General features: G+C 41.7%; 21 protein-coding genes. 5 read left to right on the top strand and 16 right to left on the bottom strand.

Annotated features, from left to right (window positions below; translation table 11 throughout):
* Positions 1–8: 8 nt before the first annotated feature.
* From AMR95_RS16000 to AMR95_RS15990, 3 genes are all read right to left on the bottom strand, one after another.
* The gene (locus AMR95_RS16000) at positions 9–971 is read right to left on the bottom strand and encodes a BMP family ABC transporter substrate-binding protein (RefSeq protein WP_058838840.1); all 963 of its coding nucleotides are present in this window, start codon (positions 969–971) and stop codon (positions 9–11) included.
* A 91-nt stretch (positions 972–1,062) separates the two neighbouring features.
* Complete coding sequence (locus tag AMR95_RS15995) at positions 1,063–1,638, bottom strand: hypothetical protein (protein WP_039177788.1); 576 nt, start codon at positions 1,636–1,638, stop codon at positions 1,063–1,065.
* 73 nt (positions 1,639–1,711) lie between these two features.
* Complete coding sequence (locus AMR95_RS15990; RefSeq protein ID WP_047201782.1) at positions 1,712–2,452, bottom strand: hypothetical protein; 741 nt, start codon at positions 2,450–2,452, stop codon at positions 1,712–1,714.
* A gap of 212 nt (positions 2,453–2,664) precedes the next feature.
* Here AMR95_RS15990 and AMR95_RS15985 point away from each other — a divergent pair, with 212 nt between their 5' ends.
* The gene (locus AMR95_RS15985; protein ID WP_003211779.1) at positions 2,665–2,859 is read left to right on the top strand and encodes a YjzD family protein; all 195 of its coding nucleotides are present in this window, start codon (positions 2,665–2,667) and stop codon (positions 2,857–2,859) included.
* Positions 2,860–2,984: 125 nt separating this feature from the next.
* On the opposite strand, the gene AMR95_RS15980 is transcribed toward AMR95_RS15985, so the two are convergent.
* The 11 genes from AMR95_RS15980 to AMR95_RS15930 all read right to left on the bottom strand — a co-directional run bounded on the left by AMR95_RS15980 (position 2,985) and on the right by AMR95_RS15930 (position 15,464).
* A complete protein-coding gene (locus AMR95_RS15980; RefSeq protein ID WP_024426491.1) occupies positions 2,985–4,250 on the bottom strand; it encodes an MFS transporter in 1,266 nt (421 codons plus the stop codon).
* Positions 4,251–4,407: 157 nt separating this feature from the next.
* Positions 4,408–4,587 (bottom strand): YjzC family protein, encoded by a 180-nt coding sequence (locus AMR95_RS15975; protein WP_008348517.1) that lies wholly within the window; start codon positions 4,585–4,587, stop codon positions 4,408–4,410.
* A 102-nt stretch (positions 4,588–4,689) separates the two neighbouring features.
* On the bottom strand, positions 4,690–5,640 hold the full coding sequence (gene argF / locus AMR95_RS15970; protein ID WP_047201780.1) for an ornithine carbamoyltransferase: 951 nt from the start codon (positions 5,638–5,640) through the stop codon (positions 4,690–4,692).
* Positions 5,637–8,717 (bottom strand): carbamoyl phosphate synthase large subunit, encoded by a 3,081-nt coding sequence (locus tag AMR95_RS15965; RefSeq protein ID WP_058838839.1) that lies wholly within the window; start codon positions 8,715–8,717, stop codon positions 5,637–5,639. The genes argF and AMR95_RS15965 overlap by 4 nt, the downstream gene beginning before the upstream one ends.
* The gene (locus AMR95_RS15960; RefSeq protein WP_039177774.1) at positions 8,710–9,771 is read right to left on the bottom strand and encodes a carbamoyl phosphate synthase small subunit; all 1,062 of its coding nucleotides are present in this window, start codon (positions 9,769–9,771) and stop codon (positions 8,710–8,712) included. Before AMR95_RS15960 ends, AMR95_RS15965 begins: the two co-directional genes overlap by 8 nt.
* A 70-nt stretch (positions 9,772–9,841) precedes the next feature.
* A complete protein-coding gene (locus AMR95_RS15955) occupies positions 9,842–10,993 on the bottom strand; it encodes an acetylornithine transaminase (RefSeq protein WP_039177771.1) in 1,152 nt (383 codons plus the stop codon).
* Positions 10,990–11,766 carry an acetylglutamate kinase gene (argB, locus tag AMR95_RS15950; protein ID WP_039177767.1) on the bottom strand — a complete coding sequence of 259 codons (777 nt, stop codon included), beginning with the start codon at positions 11,764–11,766 and terminating at the stop codon, positions 10,990–10,992. The genes AMR95_RS15955 and argB overlap by 4 nt, the downstream gene beginning before the upstream one ends.
* A gap of 14 nt (positions 11,767–11,780) precedes the next feature.
* Positions 11,781–13,001, bottom strand: coding sequence for a bifunctional ornithine acetyltransferase/N-acetylglutamate synthase (gene argJ, locus AMR95_RS15945; RefSeq protein ID WP_058838838.1), 1,221 nt, complete (start codon positions 12,999–13,001; stop codon positions 11,781–11,783).
* A 22-nt stretch (positions 13,002–13,023) separates the two neighbouring features.
* Positions 13,024–14,061: an N-acetyl-gamma-glutamyl-phosphate reductase gene (gene argC, locus AMR95_RS15940; protein ID WP_058838837.1), complete on the bottom strand. Its 1,038-nt coding sequence runs from the start codon at positions 14,059–14,061 to the stop codon at positions 13,024–13,026.
* A 262-nt stretch (positions 14,062–14,323) separates the two neighbouring features.
* Entirely contained in the window at positions 14,324–14,632 is a 309-nt protein-coding gene (locus AMR95_RS15935; RefSeq protein ID WP_024425066.1) for a metal-sulfur cluster assembly factor, read from the bottom strand.
* A gap of 46 nt (positions 14,633–14,678) precedes the next feature.
* Complete coding sequence (locus AMR95_RS15930; protein WP_024425067.1) at positions 14,679–15,464, bottom strand: alpha/beta fold hydrolase; 786 nt, start codon at positions 15,462–15,464, stop codon at positions 14,679–14,681.
* Positions 15,465–15,601: 137 nt separating this feature from the next.
* Between AMR95_RS15930 and AMR95_RS15925 the strand changes: the two genes are divergently transcribed.
* The 3 genes from AMR95_RS15925 to AMR95_RS15915 all read left to right on the top strand — a co-directional run bounded on the left by AMR95_RS15925 (position 15,602) and on the right by AMR95_RS15915 (position 16,840).
* Positions 15,602–16,414 (top strand): Cof-type HAD-IIB family hydrolase, encoded by an 813-nt coding sequence (locus AMR95_RS15925; protein ID WP_024425068.1) that lies wholly within the window; start codon positions 15,602–15,604, stop codon positions 16,412–16,414.
* Positions 16,415–16,502: 88 nt separating this feature from the next.
* On the top strand, positions 16,503–16,652 hold the full coding sequence (locus AMR95_RS15920; protein ID WP_024425069.1) for a hypothetical protein: 150 nt from the start codon (positions 16,503–16,505) through the stop codon (positions 16,650–16,652).
* The gene (locus AMR95_RS15915; protein WP_024425070.1) at positions 16,649–16,840 is read left to right on the top strand and encodes a DUF3813 domain-containing protein; all 192 of its coding nucleotides are present in this window, start codon (positions 16,649–16,651) and stop codon (positions 16,838–16,840) included. Before AMR95_RS15920 ends, AMR95_RS15915 begins: the two co-directional genes overlap by 4 nt.
* A 50-nt stretch (positions 16,841–16,890) precedes the next feature.
* On the opposite strand, the gene AMR95_RS15910 is transcribed toward AMR95_RS15915, so the two are convergent.
* Both AMR95_RS15910 and AMR95_RS15905 read right to left on the bottom strand, forming a co-directional pair.
* Positions 16,891–17,346, bottom strand: coding sequence for a BsuPI-related putative proteinase inhibitor (locus AMR95_RS15910; RefSeq protein WP_039177744.1), 456 nt, complete (start codon positions 17,344–17,346; stop codon positions 16,891–16,893).
* 15 nt (positions 17,347–17,361) lie between these two features.
* Complete coding sequence (locus tag AMR95_RS15905) at positions 17,362–18,204, bottom strand: YitT family protein (RefSeq protein ID WP_024425072.1); 843 nt, start codon at positions 18,202–18,204, stop codon at positions 17,362–17,364.
* 139 nt (positions 18,205–18,343) lie between these two features.
* Between AMR95_RS15905 and AMR95_RS15900 the strand changes: the two genes are divergently transcribed.
* The gene (locus tag AMR95_RS15900; RefSeq protein WP_058838836.1) at positions 18,344–19,195 is read left to right on the top strand and encodes a DegV family protein; all 852 of its coding nucleotides are present in this window, start codon (positions 18,344–18,346) and stop codon (positions 19,193–19,195) included.
* Positions 19,196–19,214 lie beyond the last annotated feature (19 nt).

Raw genomic sequence — 19,214 nt, 5'->3', positions numbered from 1 at the left:
TCGTCTCCTCACTTTTCATTTGGCAGTTTGCCAGTTTTTTTGTAAGACGCAATATCACTTTCAATGTCTTTCACAAAAGCGTCGTCAATGGTGGTGCTAAATTTCCCCATCTCGATCACTCCTTCTTTAAAATCAAAGGAGTACTCACCTTGTTCATTTAGCTTGCCTTCATTAAATTTCTTTGCAATGATGCTGTACGCTTTATCAACATGCTGGACAGTGCTCGTTAAAACCGTATGACTTCCGAGGTTGGATTGATCGGTCACGTACCCGATCGCTGATAAATTATCGGCTTTGATTTGTTCAATGACAGGGATATTATAACCATCACCTGCGGGATACACAACATCTACGCCCTGCTTTTTTAATTTTTGATAGAGCTCCACCGCTTTGTCAGCATCATCCCAGTTTTCGACAAACTCTGCTAACACTTGTACATGTTCATCTTGATATTTTGCCCCTTTGATAAAGCCGTCTACCTCACTTTGCCAATCATATGTAGCAAGAATACCAATCTTTTTTGTTTTAGACATATGTGCAGCTGTCATGCCTCCGAAAAAGCCCATCGCTTCACCTTTAAATGTCACGTTTGTGACATTGTCCGCCTGAGGCTTGTTTCCATTGACCGTAATAAATTGTATGTTTGGATAATCTTCACTGATCAAGTTGAAAATTTCACTGTATTCATTGCCATGGCCAATAATCAAATTGACTCCTTTTTTATGGAATTCTTCAATGGCATCAACGATTTTCTCCTTGTCGACCATTCCTTCCTTATAATAAACATCTACACCAAATGTTGATTGGATACTTAATAAGCCTTTATAACCTTTCGTTCCCCAAACTTGATCATTGATCGTATCGGGGACGAGTAAACCCACCTTCTCAATTTTTCCTTTTAAAGGCGCCTGCGAGCAGGCAGATAATAGAAGAAGGAACGAAAAGATCATGACAAGCCGCTGGTACTTCATGCCATGTTCAACTCCCTTTTGCAACATGCAGTGATGAACCTGTATGTTAAATATAGGTTTATTTTATACTGAAAAAAGATAAGATGGAAGATCATTCTTGCTTTTTGTCGAAAAATGTTGAGTTTTGTCTTTTCCATTCAGCTATCATATCTTCTGCTTTTTTGTCATCTGTTTCGCTTTCTACCTTCAATTCATACGTCATGTCCTGTCTTTGACCTGTGTCTGATGCCCATTGTAACAAGTTCTTCGCCACATCTTCTACAAAAAATGAATCTGCACGCTTTGTTTGATCTTCATTGAGTGTCCATGGTCCGAACATGTGAGGAAGAATAACTGCCGGTACATTCTGTTTTGCTGATTCGTTTTCAGGTTTATGAAAAAGAATCCTGTACATGCCATGCTTTGCTTTGATGTCTTCCTGCCTGTTATGCGGTTCCTCTGATTGAATAAAAATGAGATCATACGTGTCTTTGCTATCCTGAAGGTCAATGACACGAACGAGATCATTTCTGCCCAGCCACATCATCCGCTCTTCTAACAGTTCCTTTTGTTCTTCTTTAAGATCATGAGGACGCGTGATATCCACTTGAATGCCCTCTTTCATCATATATTCACAAAGTGTCAGGCCAAAAAATTCATCTGCCCCTATGATCAGTCCTGTTTCCATGTTCATGTCCCCTTTTTTAATATCGAATAAAAAGAAGAGCCCTTTCTATGAAGGGCTGTTATCATCCTATTCATCACAATTCTCTTTCATGCGATTTATAAAACTTGTGAATGGATTGAAAGATTCTTCTCGGATGATCAAACATATGCAGTGTGAGATCGATCTGACAATGTTCTGGATTTTTCATATGCTGATCAATAAAAGGTTTTGCGTGAAGTTCATATGCATAAGGTGCGCCGTTTAGTCTTTGCCATATATGAATCGGCACATGAGCAGAATGAACAGGGCAAGAAGGCAGTGGATACGTTTCAGCTTCCTTTTCAGAACAGCCATAGCTCTCTGCTAACTCTTTGATCAGCTGCTTGTAAAAGAATTTGTGTTCCTTTTCTCTTTCTCGTTGTGCATCCAGATTCAGACATGGATTCATCATCGCAATGGACCTTAACACTTCAGGCATCTCCTCAGCAAGGCTCATGGCAACAAGTGCGCCCATTCCCTCTGCGAGCACATGAATTTCCCGGTTTAATATTTCTTGTTTTAATGTGTGATGCACGAGCTGCTTGGCACTAAAAACAGCATCTTCGCATCCCCAGTGATTCCCATGAAGTTGACTATTAAACAATGTATATCCTTCATCCTTTAAGGCAGTTAAAAGCTGGTTTCTTCCATAATGCTGAAGCCAGAATGATGTATTTTCCTGCACAAAGTGATTTCGGTCACCGAGGATTAGAATGCCAAAGCCATTTGGTTTTTGAGGAAGGTGAATGATGTTCCACTGGGAACCAAGCTGGAAAAAACGTTCGCTTACACCCATATGGCCAGCCTCCTTTCAGTGATTCTGCTTTCTATGATATGAACAACAACTCTTGTAGGAATAAGGAAATCCCCTAAAGACAGAAGAATTCTTTTTATTTTTATAGCAGAAGGTCTAAAAATGGTCACATAAAGGCGGAAAACAGTCTTTTCCCTTCACTTGCATCTATGGTATGATAATCAATAGATTGTTACATAAAGGACGGTGGGATTATGCATTATATTATCACCCTCATTTGGACTTTTCTGCTGACACATATGGCTGGTTACATCGTTGCCTCTATGAATGGAGCTGCTTATGATTTTACGCTCACTTCCATTCTTGCAGTTGTGTTTACGGTTATTTTATTCATCTTTGCTGAAGTAAGTCCAATGAAAGAAACGGAAAGTTCAACAAAACACTCTTAATATGCAAGAAAACGATTTGTGAAAAAGAGCTAAAATGATGTTTAGCTCTTTTTCTTTTTTTCTACGTGATTGAAAAGCGGCATGCTAAAACCCCCTGTCTATAACATACAGGGGGTTTTTATTGTTCACACCTCGACGGTTTCGGACTTTTGTTTGTCCGCTGTCAAATGGCTTTTCGCAAGCCCTGTAAACAGGAAGATCGCGATACCTGATAAAATTTCAAGGATTCCTCCGCCAGCAATGACAGGTCCCGCTCCAAATCTTTCTGCCAGAACGCCTGATACGACAGCTGCAAGCGGGAGAAAGACATTTGATGACGCATTGATCACAGCATATACTTGCGGCTGATCCTCTTGGTCAACAGACGTTTGAATAATGACCATTTCCGGTACATTGATCGCACTGACAGCAGCTCCGAAAATAAAGGAAGCAAGCAGAACGACCGGCAGCCATGTACTCATCCCTGTAATAAAGAACGCTGCCCCTTCAATCATGCCAGCGACAATAAAGAACAAACCAAATCTCTTAATTTTGACCTTCGCTAGAGCAAAGCCCATCATAAATGCGCCAACTGCAGCAACGCCTCTTAAAATGGAATACACCATGGAGTCGCTTTGCAGCGCTTCTGCTACGTATACCGCTGAGAGCGCCTGCCACGGAGCTGCTGCGACATTCATTAAGATACAATAAAGTGTGAGTGCAAATAAAATGTGATGGTTTTTGACAACGAGAAACCCTCTTTTTAAGTTATACAAATATGTATTCTTCGCTTGTTTAATGCCTGCTGCTTTTTCTTCATCGGTTTTCTTCAGCTTAACCCCGATAATAAACAGACCAGAAATAACAAATAAAGCAGTGGTGATCAGCAGGGTATCAGCAGGTCCAATTAATTTAACCAAAAGACCAGCCACCATGACTGCTGCAAGTGCAACAATCTCAAAAGAAGATTGCAGGATCGCATTAGCTTTTTGAATGAGATGCTTTGGAACAATCTGCGGTAAGATGGCCACCGAAGCTGGATTATATGCTGCACCTGTTGCCGATTGAATAACCATTAATGAGATCAATAACCATAGAGGCAATAGATGCGAAAAGTGCAGAAGTGGAATAATGAGTACAATTGTTGCTCGAACAACATCTGAAGCGAACATCCATTTAGACAAATGATGCTTTTTCATAAGAGGTCCTAATATTGGGGCTAACAAAGATGAAGGGAGAACAGTTACTGCTAGAAGAAGTCCTGTACCGAGCGCTCCATCCCCTCTTAAAATCAATAGCCAAAGGACGGATGTAAAAGCAAAACTTTCCCCTGTGTTTTTAATGAGTCTTGATATGAATAATGAGGTGAAGCGTTTATTCCAAACACTTTCACTGAGATTCATCTTTTCCATCACACAAATCCTTTCAACAATATTTTCCAATTACACATTATAGTTTATCCATACTATTTATTTGAAAATTGGAACTTAATTGCTTTTTATTATAAAGAAAAAAGAGGCATGACACATGCCTCTAAAGTCTTATTCCTGTTGACTCTTAGTCAATTGCTTACGGCTTTCTTTGGTAAGTCCAAACACGATTATGGTTCGAGTTATCAGGAAAGACATCGCCTGCTTTAAGTTTAATCTTTAAAGGATCTTTTACCATACTGCCAGTTTCGCCGATCTCGATATACACACCATTATTCGGTGCTTTATTCCCTGATTTAAACTGATGCTGCTGACCCATTTTCATCCTCCTTTCTCGATTGATGTTATTATGTCCCGTCCCTTGCCTCTCCAATCCTTTATGCAAAAAGTCCCTGCTCATACGAGTCAGGGACACTTTGATTTATTTGGATGGTTGATACATAAGTTCTTTCATTAACGCTTTTTGCACATGCAGGCGGTTTTCTGCCTGTTGAAATACTTTTGAGTGCGGCCCGTCAATAATATCTGCCGTCACTTCTTCGCCGCGATGCGCCGGGAGGCAATGAAGGAAAATATAGTCCTTTGCCGCATGACTTATCAGTTCGTCATTGATTTGATATTCTTTAAATTCAGCAAGACGTTTCTCTGTTTCTGCTTCCTGTCCCATGCTTGTAAACACATCTGAATAAATAACATCTGCATCTTTTACAGCTGCAACAGCATCTGTCGTCACGGTCACTTCTGCGCCTGATTGTTTCGCAAACTCACGGGCAGTGTCTGTTACTTCTTGAAGTGGTTCATAGCCTTTTGGTGATGCAACCGCAATGTCACAGCCTAGCTGCGCACAGCCGACCATCAAGGAGTGCGCCACGTTATTTCCGTCACCGATATAGGCCACTTTGATTCCTTTTAACGTGCCTTTTGTTTCTTTAATCGTTAATAAATCAGCAAGTGCCTGACATGGATGTGAGTAGTCCGTTAAGCCATTAATGACTGGAATGGACGCGTATTGTGCAAGCTCTTCAACCTTCTCATGCTCAAAGGTTCGAATCATAATACCGTTGACATAGCCAGACAGCACCTGCGCTGTATCACTGATGGTTTCCCCTCTGCCAATTTGCAAATCATTTGAACTGAGAAAGAGCGCATGTCCTCCTAGCTGCGTCATTCCCGCTTCAAACGAGACACGGGTTCTAGTCGAAGATTTTTCAAAGATCATTGCTAACGTTTTCCCTTTGAATAAATCTTGATATGGGTTTTGTTTCATTTCTTCCGCTTTTTCAATTAAATAAGCAATCTCATGGATTGAGAAATCTTTTAACGATAAAAAGTCTTTTCCGTATAATGCTGGTTGCACGTCGATTTGACTCATGCCGTCACTTCCTTTTTATATAATTCATGGAGCGATACTGGTGACACATCTCCATTTTTCCCTTGCAGGAATGCTTGAACAGTTTCATATTCGGTTAGGACTTGAACGCCGTGTGTGAGTGCTTTTACACGCTGTTCTTTTGCCTCTTCATCTTCTCCTAAATGAATATGAAGGGATTTATCTTCATTCTGCAGCCAGGATTCAAAGCTGCCAGTCCAGACGTCAAAGCCTGCATGTTTCGCTTCATCGATCAATTGCTCACTGCCTTGTATAAAGAGGCTTCCTTTTTTCTTCCAGATCGGTGCAAACACTTTTTTCAAGGCGCTTTCGGCGTTCTTGCCTACACACATTCCTTCTCCTGTCGCTTTCATTTCAGGTGTCAGCTTGAGGTCGATATCTTGAATGGCATGGGATGAGAACACTGGGAATTTGACCGCTGTCCCCCCTTTGTTTTTCGTTACAGGGTTTAGCTCTTCAAGCGCCGCACCAGCTAATAATTGAGTGGCCATTGGGATCATATCAATGCCCATTACCTTACTGACGACTGGAACAGTCCGGCTTGCCCGCGGATTCACCTCTAATACAAGCGCCTGATCACCTTTGATGACAAATTGGATATTCATAATGCCCTTGAACGCTAATTTCTTCGCTATTTGTTCAGACGCGGTATGCACCTGCTGTTTGATATCTTCACTGATCGAGATGCTTGGTAAAATGGCAAAGCTGTCACCTGAGTGCACGCCCGCTTTCTCAATATGTTCTACGATCGTTGGAATGAAGGCTGTTTTTCCGTCAGAAATAAGATCCACTTCAACTTCTTTTCCAGTGACATACTCATCAATTAAGATTGGGTATGGCAAATGATCTGGCTGATCCAGCAGTGACGCCAAATGTGCTTCTGACTGAACAACGATCATTCCCATTCCGCCAATGACATACGATGGGCGAATTAATACAGGGTAACCGATGCTTTTCGCATGTACGAGTGCTTCTTCTTTTGAATGAGCCGTATCTCCTTTTGCGTGAGGAAGGTTCAGTTCATCAAGAAGCTGATAGAATAAATCACGGTCTTCAAGTGCATCCAGCGTAGCAAAGGATGTACCTAACAACGTGACACCGGCTTTTTCTAAGCCTTCTGCGACGTTGATCGCAGTCTGTCCGCCAAATTGGACAATGACAAAATCAATTTGTTCTGCTTCCACAACGTTTAGGATGTGCTCTAATGTAATCGGCTCAAAATATAAACGATCTGCAATCTCATAATCAGTACTGACTGTTTCTGGATTGTTGTTCATCATGATGGTTTCAAATCCAAGCTTTTGCAAGGTAAGAACGCCATGAACGGCACTATAATCAAATTCGACCCCCTGCCCGATTCGAATCGGACCTGAGCCAATGATAAGAGCACGCTGCTTTGTTTTTTCTTGATGCTCACCATCACTTTTTCCAAAGTAGGTGGAATAGAAGTAATTCGTTTTTGCATCAAATTCCGCCGCACATGTGTCGACAATTTTAAATGAAGCAGCAATCCCGTACTCTTGACGGAGCTGCCTGATTGACTCTTCCGTTTGACCCGTAAGAAGAGCAATCGTTTCATCAAGGAAGCCTTTTTCTTTTACCTTTTTCAAGGTATCTTTTGATAGCGTCCCCTTATGATCTTTCAATTCTTGCTCGAGCGTAATCATATTCTGGAACACATGTAAGAAGAATCGATCGATTTTCGTCGTTTGATGAATCGTTTCAACCGTTTCTTGTCTTGAAAGAAGCTCCACAACAGCGAAAAACCGGCGATCGTCTGGTGTTTTGATGAGTTCAAATAATTGTTCTGTCGTTTGGTCTTTCAGTTCTGGCAAGTGGAAGCCCTTCGTTTTAATTTCAAGGGATGCAACTGCTTTTTGGATGGCTGATTCTAAATTCCGATCAATCGCCATGACTTCGCCAGTAGCCTTCATTTTTGTGCCTAATTGACGGTCTGCCTGTTTAAATTTATCAAACGGCCAGCGCGGGAATTTCACGACAACATAATCGAGTGCCGGCTCAAAACTAGCATAGGTTGTGCCTGTGAGCGGGTTTTTCAATTCGTCTAGCGTATACCCCACCGCAAGCTTAGCTGCCATTTTCGCAATCGGGTAGCCTGTTGCTTTTGATGCAAGAGCGGATGAACGGCTGACCCGAGGATTCACCTCAATGACAAAGTATTCTTTACTGAGTGGATTAAGGGCAAATTGGATGTTACAGCCGCCGACTACATCCAGCGCTGAAATGATTTTCAGGCTCGCTGAACGGAGCATTTGATAATCCTGATCCGTTAGTGTTTGGGAAGGTGCAACGACAATTGAGTCTCCTGTATGCACACCAACTGGATCGATATTTTCCATGTTGCATACCGTGATACACGTATTTTGACGGTCTCTCATGACCTCATATTCGACTTCTTTAAAGCCAGCTATGCTTTTTTCAACCAAACACTGGTGAATCGGACTCGCTAAAAGAGCTCCTTCAATGAGCGGCTTAAATGCCTCTTCTGTTAGAGCGATTCCGCCACCTTTACCGCCAAGTGTGTATGCTGGTCTTAGGATGACTGGGAAGCCGACTTCTTTTGCAAATTGAAGGGCATCTTCCGCATTATCCACAATTTCACTATCTGGCACAGGTTCGTTCAAATGCTTCATGAGAGCACGGAATTTCTCTCGATCTTCACCGTTTTCAATTGTTTCAACTGACGTTCCGAGCAGGGTCACCCCATGCTTTTTCAGCACACCGGCTTTTTCTAGCTCGACAGCAAGGTTTAAAGCCGTCTGTCCGCCAAGGTTGGCTAAAAGACCATCTGGTTTTTCCTTTTCAATGATTCTTGTCACTGAATCAACTGAAAGCGGTTCAAAATAGATTTCATCAGCAAATGACTCGTCTGTCATAATGGTTGCTGGGTTATTATTCACTAAGATGACTTTGTAGCCTTCTTCTTTTAAGGCCATACATCCTTGTGTTCCTGAGTAATCAAATTCTGCTGCCTGACCAATGATGATTGGACCAGACCCGATGACTAGAATGGTTTGTATGCTTTGATCTTTAGGCATGTGCGACTTCTCTCCTTGCTTGTTTCACTTTCTCAATAAAATCATCGAATACCCATTCACTTTCAGCAGGCCCTGGGTGTGCTTCTGGATGAAATTGAACTGACATAATCAGCTTTTCTTTATGAATGAACCCTTCTACAGATCCATCATTGACATGAAGGAATTTCACATCCACTTCTTTGTCATTCATGCTTTTTTCATTCACCACATAGCTGTGGTTCTGACTTGTCATAAAGACACGTTTGGATTCTGTATCCTGTACAGGATGATTCGCTCCCCTGTGGCCAAATGGCAACTTATACGTATCCCCGCCAAGTGCTAGAGCGATTAATTGGTGACCTAAGCAGATTCCAAGTGTCGGGAATGTCATCATGATGTCATGAATCGTTTTTAAATACGGTGTCATGGTTTTCGGATCTCCAGGTCCGTTTGACAGCAGGATGGCATCAGGTTTGATCTCAAACACCTTTTCCATTTGTTTATATGGAATGACGGTTACTTTACAGCCGCGCGCTGCAAGCGAATCTGCAATTGATTTTTTAAAGCCAAAATCAATGAGCGCCACATGTTCCTCACCGCTGCCTTGTGTGTAGATCTCGCTATCTGTCACCTGTGCGACGACATTGTCTTGTTTCATTGCAGGCGGCGTTTCGTTTTCGTCTACACTGAGCACAGCGTTCATCGTTCCATTTGCCCGGATGTTTTGCACGACTGCGCGCGTATCTGTATGTGTCAGAAGCGGAATATTCCACTTTTGTAAATAATCTTTTAAGCTGACCGCTGCAAGATGATGTGAAAAATGCTCTGCTGCCTCGTAAACAACCACCGCTTTTACTTGAGGCTTTTTGCTCTCAAAGTCTTCATGATTAATGCCGTAATTTCCGATCAGCGGATATGTGAAAACAATGATCTGACCTTTATAGGAAGGATCTGTGAGCACCTCTTGATAACCTGTCATACCTGTAAAAAAGACCACTTCACCTGTGATGCCAGCTTCTCCTGTCAGATCTCCTTCAAAAGAGGCTCCATCTTCTAAATTTAAATAACCTTTCATGCTTATGTCACCCCAAAATTGAATAATTAATGATATAAATGCATTTTTATACGTTTCTTTGTAAAAAAATTTACACCGAAACTGTTTTATTGGCTAATACTTGAACAATTGCTTCGATCGCTTGATCCAGCTCTGCTTTCTTCACATTCAGCGGAGGTAATAAACGAATGACATTGGGACCAGCTGGAAGCACCAGCAACCCCAGTTCTCTAAGAGCTGTGATATATTCACCGACTGGCTGACCACATTCAATACCTGCCATCAATCCTTTTCCCCGCACCTCTTTTACGATATTCAGCTGTTTGACATTTTGCAGCTTTTCTAACAAGTAATCACCCTTTTCTTTCACTTCTGAAAGAAACTCTTCTTGGAAAATTACATCGAGTGTCGCATTCACAGCGGCCATGGCAAGCATATTTCCACCAAATGTTGTACCATGTGAACCTGGGGAGAATGCATCTCCTAGAGCTTTTTTCCCTATAACTGCACCAACTGGAAAGCCGTTTCCTAACCCTTTTGCTGCAGAGATAATATCAGGATCAAGACACGTCTCTTCGTACGCAAATGCTGTTCCTGTACGACCGATGCCCGTTTGAATTTCGTCTACAATCAGCAGTGCTTCATGCTTTTCACAAAATGCTTGAACTGCTTCTAGAAATTCTGGTGTCGCTGGATTCACTCCACCTTCACCTTGCACAACCTCCAGCATCACCGCTGCCACATCATCGACTGCACAGGCTGACATAGCGTCTGGATCATTAAACGGTACATAGTGAAAGCCTTCTAGCATAGGACCAAAGCCAGTTTTGATTTTATCTTGACCTGTGGCAGCCATACCAGCATACGTGCGCCCATGGAAAGAGTGCAAAAATGTGATGATATTTGTTTTCCCTGTCGCTTTACGTGCTAATTTAATGGCACCTTCATTTGCCTCTGCGCCGCTATTGCAGAAAAAAACGAGATCGCCTGAACTGTTTGCTGCCAGCTTTTCTGCTGCTTTTTCTTGCAGACCATTTTCAAACAGATTCGACACATGCCAGACGTGATCAAGCTGTTCCTTAATGGCTTGATTGACCTTTGGATGATTGTGGCCTAAATTTGTTACTGCAATGCCTTGGATAAAGTCTAAATATTTTTTCCCATTTGTATCGACTGCCCAAGAACCTGCTGCCTCTTTAATTTCAACATTCCACCGTCCATAATTTTGAAAAAGATGACTCACAGGACCGCCTCCTTTTGTTTTACGATTCTTGTGCCTTTAAAGGTTTCTCCTGTAAAGATACTGCCTTTGCCATTTACGATCATCACTTCATCTACATCACCTGATAAAGCACTCAAAGCGGATTGTACTTTTGGAATCATTCCCCCGGAAATAATGCCTTCATCAATGAGTGAAAGGGCTTCTTGTTCGGTGACGACATCTAATAGTTCACCATTTTTTAAAATGCCTTCAACATCTGTGACAAACATGAGCTTATCAGCTTTCATGGCTCCGGCGACAGCTGATGCTGCTAAATCAGCATTCACATTTAAGGTTTGGCATTCTTCCGTCATAGACAGCGGCGCAATTACAGGAATGAATTGTTTCTCCATGAGTGCTTCCGCCATTTCTGGATGAACTTCTTTGATTTCGCCAACGTACCCATAAACGTCTTGATCAAGGAAATCGGCGACAAGCATCTGCCCATCTTTACCGGATACGCCGACAGATGGTATATCATGCTTTGCGAGCTCTGACACAAAGTATTTATTGACTGTTCCCGAGAGAACCATTTCGGCTACCTCTAACACAGGCTTCGTTGTTTTACGCTGACCGTCAACAAATTCTGTTTTCACTTCTAATTTTTGCAGCATGTCGGTGATTTCAGGTCCTCCGCCATGCACGATAGCCAGCTTAAACCCAGCAGCTTGAAGTGAGCGGACATTTTCATAGAAGGTATCTGAAAGTTCTCGAATGACACTGCCTCCACACTTGAACACGATCGTTTTATCCATGTCTATCTCCTTCTTTATGTGCGATAGCTCGCGTTAATTTTCACATAATCATAGGTGAGATCACAGCCCCAAGCTGCTGCTTCACCATTTCCCTCACTCATTTGAATGAAAATCGTAATCTCATCCTGCTCTAGATATGCTTTTGCTTCCTCTTCTGAGAATGGCTGCGGTTCATTGTGTTTGAATAAACATTGTCCGCCTAAATAAACTTCTACCTCTTCCGGAGTGACGGAAGCTGCGCTATGACCAATGGCTCCAACGATTCGGCCCCAGTTAGCATCCGTACCATATATGGCGGTTTTGACAAGACTTGAACCAACGATTTTTTTCGCAATGATGCCGGCTTCCAAATTATTTTTAGCACCAGCGACTTTCGCTTCGATTAATTTCGTTGCACCTTCTCCATCTCTCGCAATCTCTTTGGCTAAATCCTCACAAGCTAGTTTTAATCCTTCTTTAAACAATGGCCATTCTGGATGCTCTTCATTGAGTACATCGTTTTCTGCCATGCCATTTGCCATCACGAGCACCATATCGTTTGTCGACGTTTCTCCATCGACGGTAATTTGATTAAAGGTCACATCTGTAATGTCACGAAGCGCTTGCTGTAACGCTTCCTGTTCGACATTTGCATCTGTTGTGACAAAGCCAAGCATTGTCGCCATGTTCGGGTGAATCATGCCAGAGCCTTTTGCTGCGCCTGAAATGATGATCTCTTTTCCGTCTATCGTAAGGGTGTATGTTGTATTTTTAATGACAGTATCTGTCGTTAAGATCGCTTCTTCAAAATGGCCTTTTTCGGCTTTTGCTTCTTTTAACTCGGCGATGCCCTTTTTGATTTTATCCATCTCCAGACATTCCCCAATGACACCAGTAGAAGAAACAGCAATGTAATCAGGTACTACACCTAACATATCTGCACAGGCTGCCTGCATGTCGTACGCGTCTTTTAATCCCTGCTCACCAGTACATGCATTGGCGATGGCACTATTGACAATGACACCTTTTAATTGTCCTGTCTTTTTTAAGCTTTGTTGTGTGACTTTGAGAGGCGCAGCTTGAAAGTGACTTTGTGTGTAGACCGCTGCACTTGCTGCTGGTACTTCGCTGACGATGAGGCCAAGGTCTTTTTTTGAATAGCGCAAGCCAATGTGAATCCCCTTCGCTTCAAAGCCTTTTGGTGATGATACGTCACCGTCTATTTTGACAATGCTTTTTTCATTCAATTCGATCATGTTTGTTGTCTCCCCTGTTCTCTTATGGATAAAGAGGTGTCATTGTGAGGCCCGCCTCTTCATGTAAGCCTTTGATGATGTTGAAGTTTTGAACCGCTTGGCCGGCCGCGCCTTTCATGAGATTGTCTATGACCGACACGATTGTAAGTCTCCCTGTTCGCTCATCTAAATGAAAGCCAATATCACAGAAGTTACTGCCATATACTTCTTTCGTTTGTGGATAAACGCCGTGATCTCTCACTCTGACAAAATAGGAATCTTCGTAAAAGCCTTTCATTCGCTTCATCAATTCTTCTTTTGTGACATCCGTTTTTAACTGTGTATACATCGTCGCCATAATCCCTCTTGTCATCGGGACAAGATGCGTAGAAAATGTGACGTTCGCCGTCTGCGGATTCCATTCTCTTAATATTTGCTCTATTTCTGGCGTATGCTGATGCTCATTCACCTTATAAATTTTAAAGTTATCGTTTAGTTCTGAAAAATGCGTTCCAAGTGAGGCAGATCGTCCGGCACCGGACACCCCTGTTTTTGCATCTATTATAATCATAGATTCATCGATGACATTCTGTTTGATGAGCGGTGCTAAACCGAGAAGAACTGCGGTAGGAAAGCAGCCCGGATTGGCAATCACTTCAGCTTGTTGAATTTTGTCACGATTCAGTTCGGATAAACCGTACACCGCTTGTTGAACAGATGCTTCATCCGCTGCCCTTCGTTTATACCAAGCTTCATAGGTGTCTCCATCTTGAATGCGCAAATCACCTGATAAATCAATGATCGGCACTCCTTGATTCATAAGCTTTGGCGTCAGTTCACTTGATACGCCTGCTGGAGTCGCTAAAAACACAGCATCTGTCTCTTGCACAATAGCAGCCGGGTCAATGGTTTTTAATGTTTGGTCAGTAATCGCTGTTAGATGTGGATAAGATTGACTGTATGATTGCCCATCACCACTTGATGAATACAATATACATTCCTCCACATGCGGGTGATGCTTGAAGATACGAACCAATTCCGCACCACCGTACCCTGTAGCACCTATAATACCTATTTTCAACGTCAATACACCCTCTTGATCTTTGTGAAATTATTTAACATTATAACATGTATAAAAATTAATTCAATTGTATATTTAATATTTGTTTTCATTTTTTTTCAACAAAAAAACCGCATATCTTCATGAGACATGCGGATTTATCTTTCGTTTTTGATATAGATGACCATGAGCGCACTGCATAAATATAATATAGAGCACCTTAATTTTTCATAAAAAAACCTGGCATGAGTTTATCTCATACCAGGCATTTTTCATTTTGTGCTTATTGAATACCGAGCGCGATTTTTGCGTATCTTGACATTTTGTCTCGTGTCCAAGGCGGATTCCATACGATGTGAACTTCTGTTTCTTTTACTTCTGGAAGATCACTTAATGCTTTTTTGACTTCATCCACAATAATTGGTGCAAGAGGACAACCCATTGATGTTAAGGTCATGGTGATATCCGCTTTTCCATTCTCATCAAGATCGACATCATAGACAAGTCCAAGGTTGACGATGTCGACATTCAGCTCAGGGTCAATCACCTGTTCTAGGGCGCCTAAAATATTTTCTTTCAATGCTTCATCCATGATATCCACTCCTTTTTCCATTAGTATAACGTACTTTTTCTTATGACTAAACGTTTGTGCTTTTCAGATGAGTCACAAACCAGTCAATCGTTTCAAACATCGCTTGTCTTGAGACCTTATGGCCAGCTTGTCCATCAGTGATAAAGCGAATCAGGTGCGGATCCTGCTTATATTGTGTGGCCGCTAACTCATCGTATAGGGATTTTGCGTGCCTGTACGGGACCACAGGATCATTTTCTGCATGCCAGAATAACAGCGGTCTTTTGTTTAATCGATCCGTTTGCAGCGTTAAATCATATGGGCGCAGGGCGTCTAATTGCAGATGAACCTCTTCGTCTGTAATGTCTTTCATCAACCCTTTGTGACGCATGTCCATGATCTGTGCTTTTAGAAACGTCGTATAGTTCGGACTCCCCATCAGGCTGACAGCGGCTTTGATCCAATCATGCTTGGCAAGTGCACCAAAGGTGGTGATGCCGCCCATGGAAGTACCTGCAACGCCTATCAAATCGGCTTCAATCAATTGTTTTTCTTGAAAGTATGTTTTGAGTATATCGATTTCACGAATTTCGTTCAGGACAATTTCCCAGAACTTTGATGCCAGTTCCTCTAAGCTGAGGTTTTCTGATCTTACACCATGATAAGCACAGTCAGGCAAAATGACTCTCATGCCTTTTTCCGCCAGATGGAAGGCGAAGTGTAAATTATGCTCTCGTGCACTTGTAAATCCGTGAATAAAAAATACAAGCGGCAGCGGTTTGTCTTTATTTTCAGCTTTTACGATATGTAAAAATGGAATATCGCGCGTAATTTGCTCATCAATGGTGATCACAGCCTATGAATCCTCCTTTATCATTCCCGTCTTTGTTTATTTTAACATGTAGACAACAAAGATGTGATAAAGATACACTATAGAAAGAGGCGCTAACATGAATTGCCTCCTATCACTTACAGATCAAAGGAGATTTTATGGAGACTAAACCTTATCTAATCGCACTTGACCTGGATGGCACATTATTAAAAGATGATAAAACCATTTCTGCGCACACACTTGACGTCATTCAAAAAGTGAGAGACAGCGGGCATCACGTCTGTATATCAACAGGCCGGCCATTTCGATCCAGCTCTCCTTATTATCAGCAATTACAGCTTGATTCACCAATTGTGAATTTTAACGGAGCGTTTGTCCATCATCCTCTTGATGAGAAATGGGGCAGATTTCATACGTCACTTGATCTTCAAGTGGTCAAACAGCTTGTAGACATTAGTGAAGAGTATAAAGTGCACAATGTGTTAGCTGAAGTGTTAGACGATTTGTATTTCCATTATCATGATGAAAAACTCATTGATATCTTTAATATGAATGCAAACAAAGTCACTGTTGGGGACCTAAGGGACAACCTTGGAGAGAATGTGACGAGCGTGTTAATTCATGCAAAAGAAGAGGACGTCGGAGCTATTCGAAGCTATTTATCAGATGTTCATGCAGAAGTGATTGATCACAGACGCTGGGCTGCCCCGTGGCACGTGATTGAAATCATTAAAACAGGCATGAACAAAGCTGTTGGATTGCAAAAGATCAGTGATTATTACGGTGTTCCTAAGGAGCGGATTGTGGCATTCGGAGATGAAGACAACGATTTAGAAATGCTTGAATTTGCTGGATGCGGTGTGGCAATGGGCAACGGAATTGATGCCGTGAAACGTGTTTCAAATGAAGTCACTGATACGAATGAACAAGACGGGATTGCAAAGTTTCTAACGAATTACTTCTCGCTTTAATTTTTCCATTCATACATAGCAGATGGAAACGGGCATACTACCGTTAGACAGGTTGTCCTGTCAGCTTGTGTAAAGGGGCGGATTCCTAATGGGTAAAAGAAGCAAATCGAAACGCTTTATACAACAAGGTAAAGATTCAGTCAGTCTTCATGATGCACGTTTTCCTTACCGTTCGACACTTGAAGAAGCGTCAGACAGAGGAAATATGAAGACTGATGCTTCTGGAGGTTCATTGTGAGAAACGAACTTTTTGATCAAGCCAAATCATTTACGGAAGAAGCTCTTACTTCTTCATTTTCATCTGGGTTAGAGCGTCAACAGGCAGTCAAACGAGCGAAAAATGCCGTATCCTCTGCATTTGCCAATTCGACAGATGCAGAAAGAAACCAGCTGCATACCTTCCAAGACTTGCTTGATGATCTCTGACATAAAAAAGCTGTTCACATTTGATGGACAGCTTTTTCTAATTCCCTTGCTTATTTGACTTGGAATGTTTTCTTCTCCGTGATTTGTTTCAGCCCTTCTGCTTTTCCTTTAAACGTTACAACCGCTTCGTATGTTCCGGGCTTTACACCGTTTGACCACGTGTCTTGAAAATCATAGGCCTCGCCTTTTTTCAGCACAAAAGTTTGGATGGCCTGTGTGAACATACGGTCTTTCGAATAGCGATATTGTTCGTTCCCGTTTTCGTCATACACACTGAGCTCGAATTTTTGGCTTGTGTTAAAGGTAAATTCAATATCTCGATCTGATTCATTTTTCAGTGACATGTTAAATTGAACTGAAGAACCTTTCTGGACGGGGTCTACTGTGAGTACAACCGTTTTTTCTCCCATTTGACCGGAAACCTCCTTGTCTGGTTCATCCTTTTTTTGTTGTCCACAAGCGGCTAAAAACAATAGAATGAGAAGAAGTACCAACCCTTTTTTCATCTGCTACCCACCTTTTTAATCTCGTCTGAAAAATCCAAGAATATTGGTTGTCTGCACAATATTTGTAAAGGCTTTTGGATCGACTTCTTTAATAATTTGTTCAAGTTCATACAGCTCATACCTTGTAATGACGATCACCATCATTTCCTTTTGCTCGTTGGTGAATGCGCCTTTTGCAGGTACAGTCGTAATACCTCTGACCATTTTTCCGTAAATGGCTTCTTTGATTTCATCTGCTTTTTTCGTCACAATCATCGCGGTCAGCTTCTCATGTCTTGTATGGATGGCATCAATGACCCTTGTGGTCACATATAATGTGACAAGCGTATATAATGCTTTCTCCCAACCTTGTAATAATCCTGCTGTAAAAATGATGATTCCATTTAAAATGAAGAAATACGTACCAACTGGTTTGTCTTTCCATTTTGCTAATACCATAGCAACGATGTCGAGTCCGCCTGTCGATGCCCCGTATTTGAGCGTGATCCCAATCCCTACTGCGGATATGACACCGCCAAACACAGCATTTAATAAAATATCGTGGGAAACACTTGTTTCTGGTAAAATGCCAAGAAAAATGGTTGTTAGTGCAACACTGATGATGCTGTACAAAGTAAAGGAACGGCCAACTTTCATCCAGCCTAAAATGCCAACTGGAATGTTTAAAATAAATAATAGAATCCCTGTTGATACATAAAATGGCGCATATTGATCGATTAAGCTGGATAGCAGCTGGGCTACCCCTGTAAAACCGCTCGCATATACGTCAGCTGGGATTAAGAATAAATTCAGTCCAATCGCATTGAGTAATGCACCAATAACGACGACAATGAGTTTTTTTGCTTCTCCAATGAACATGTTGTCATTCCTCCACTTACCATTCTCTCTATGGTTTTCCCTAAAATTTAGAATTTGAACACGAAAAGATGATTTCTATGATATAGTTAGGCTAAAAAGATGTAAAATATGGCTTATTTTTTAGAAAGAAGGGATTTATATGACTGTTCATATCATAGCAGACAGTGCTGCTGATCTGCCTCTTTCTTATTATGATGAACATAACATAACACTCATTCCGCTCCGCGTGTTGCTTGGTGAGCAGGAATTTGAGGATTTGATCACCATTGAACCAAAACAAGTATTTGATGCGATGAGACAAGGAGCCAGTCCAAAAACATCACAGGCTTCACCAAACCGGATCAAGGAAGCCTTTGTTTCTGCCGCTCAAACCCATACATCTGCCATCTATGTCGCTTTTTCATCAGAGCTTTCAGGTACATATCAGACAGCTGTGATGATGGTAAATGAAGTGAAGGAAGAATATCCTGATTTTGATTTACGAATCATTGATTCTAAATGCGCTTCACTTGGCTATGGGCTTGCTGTCAAACACGCTCAGTCACTTGCCATTGACGGAAATACAATACAAGAAATTGAAACGTCTGTAAAGCATTTTTGTGAATCTTTACAACATATTTTTACTGTAGACGATTTAACGTATTTAGCAAGAGGCGGAAGAATCAGTAAAGCATCCGCATTTGTGGGCGGTTTGTTAAGCATTAAACCCATTTTACATGTCGAAGATGGAAAACTCATCCCGCTAGAAAAAATCCGCGGACGTAAAAAGCTGCTGAAACGCATTATTGAACTAATGAAAGAACGCGGAACAGATTGGCCTAATCAAACGGTTGGCATTAGTCATGGTGATGATCCTGCACTTGCCGAAGACATGAAACAACTGATTGAAGACGAATTTCATCCTAAAGAAATTGATATTCATATCATCGGCGCCGCTGTGGGGTCCCATTCAGGACCTAGCACGCTTGCGATCTTTTTTACAGGCAAATGATCATAAAAAGCACCCTTCC

The sequence above is a fragment of the Bacillus sp. G1(2015b) genome (genome assembly GCF_001482475.1).
Classification (GTDB): Bacteria; Bacillota; Bacilli; order Bacillales; family Bacillaceae; genus Bacillus; species Bacillus safensis.
This window is presented reverse-complemented; position numbering and strand designations above follow the sequence as displayed.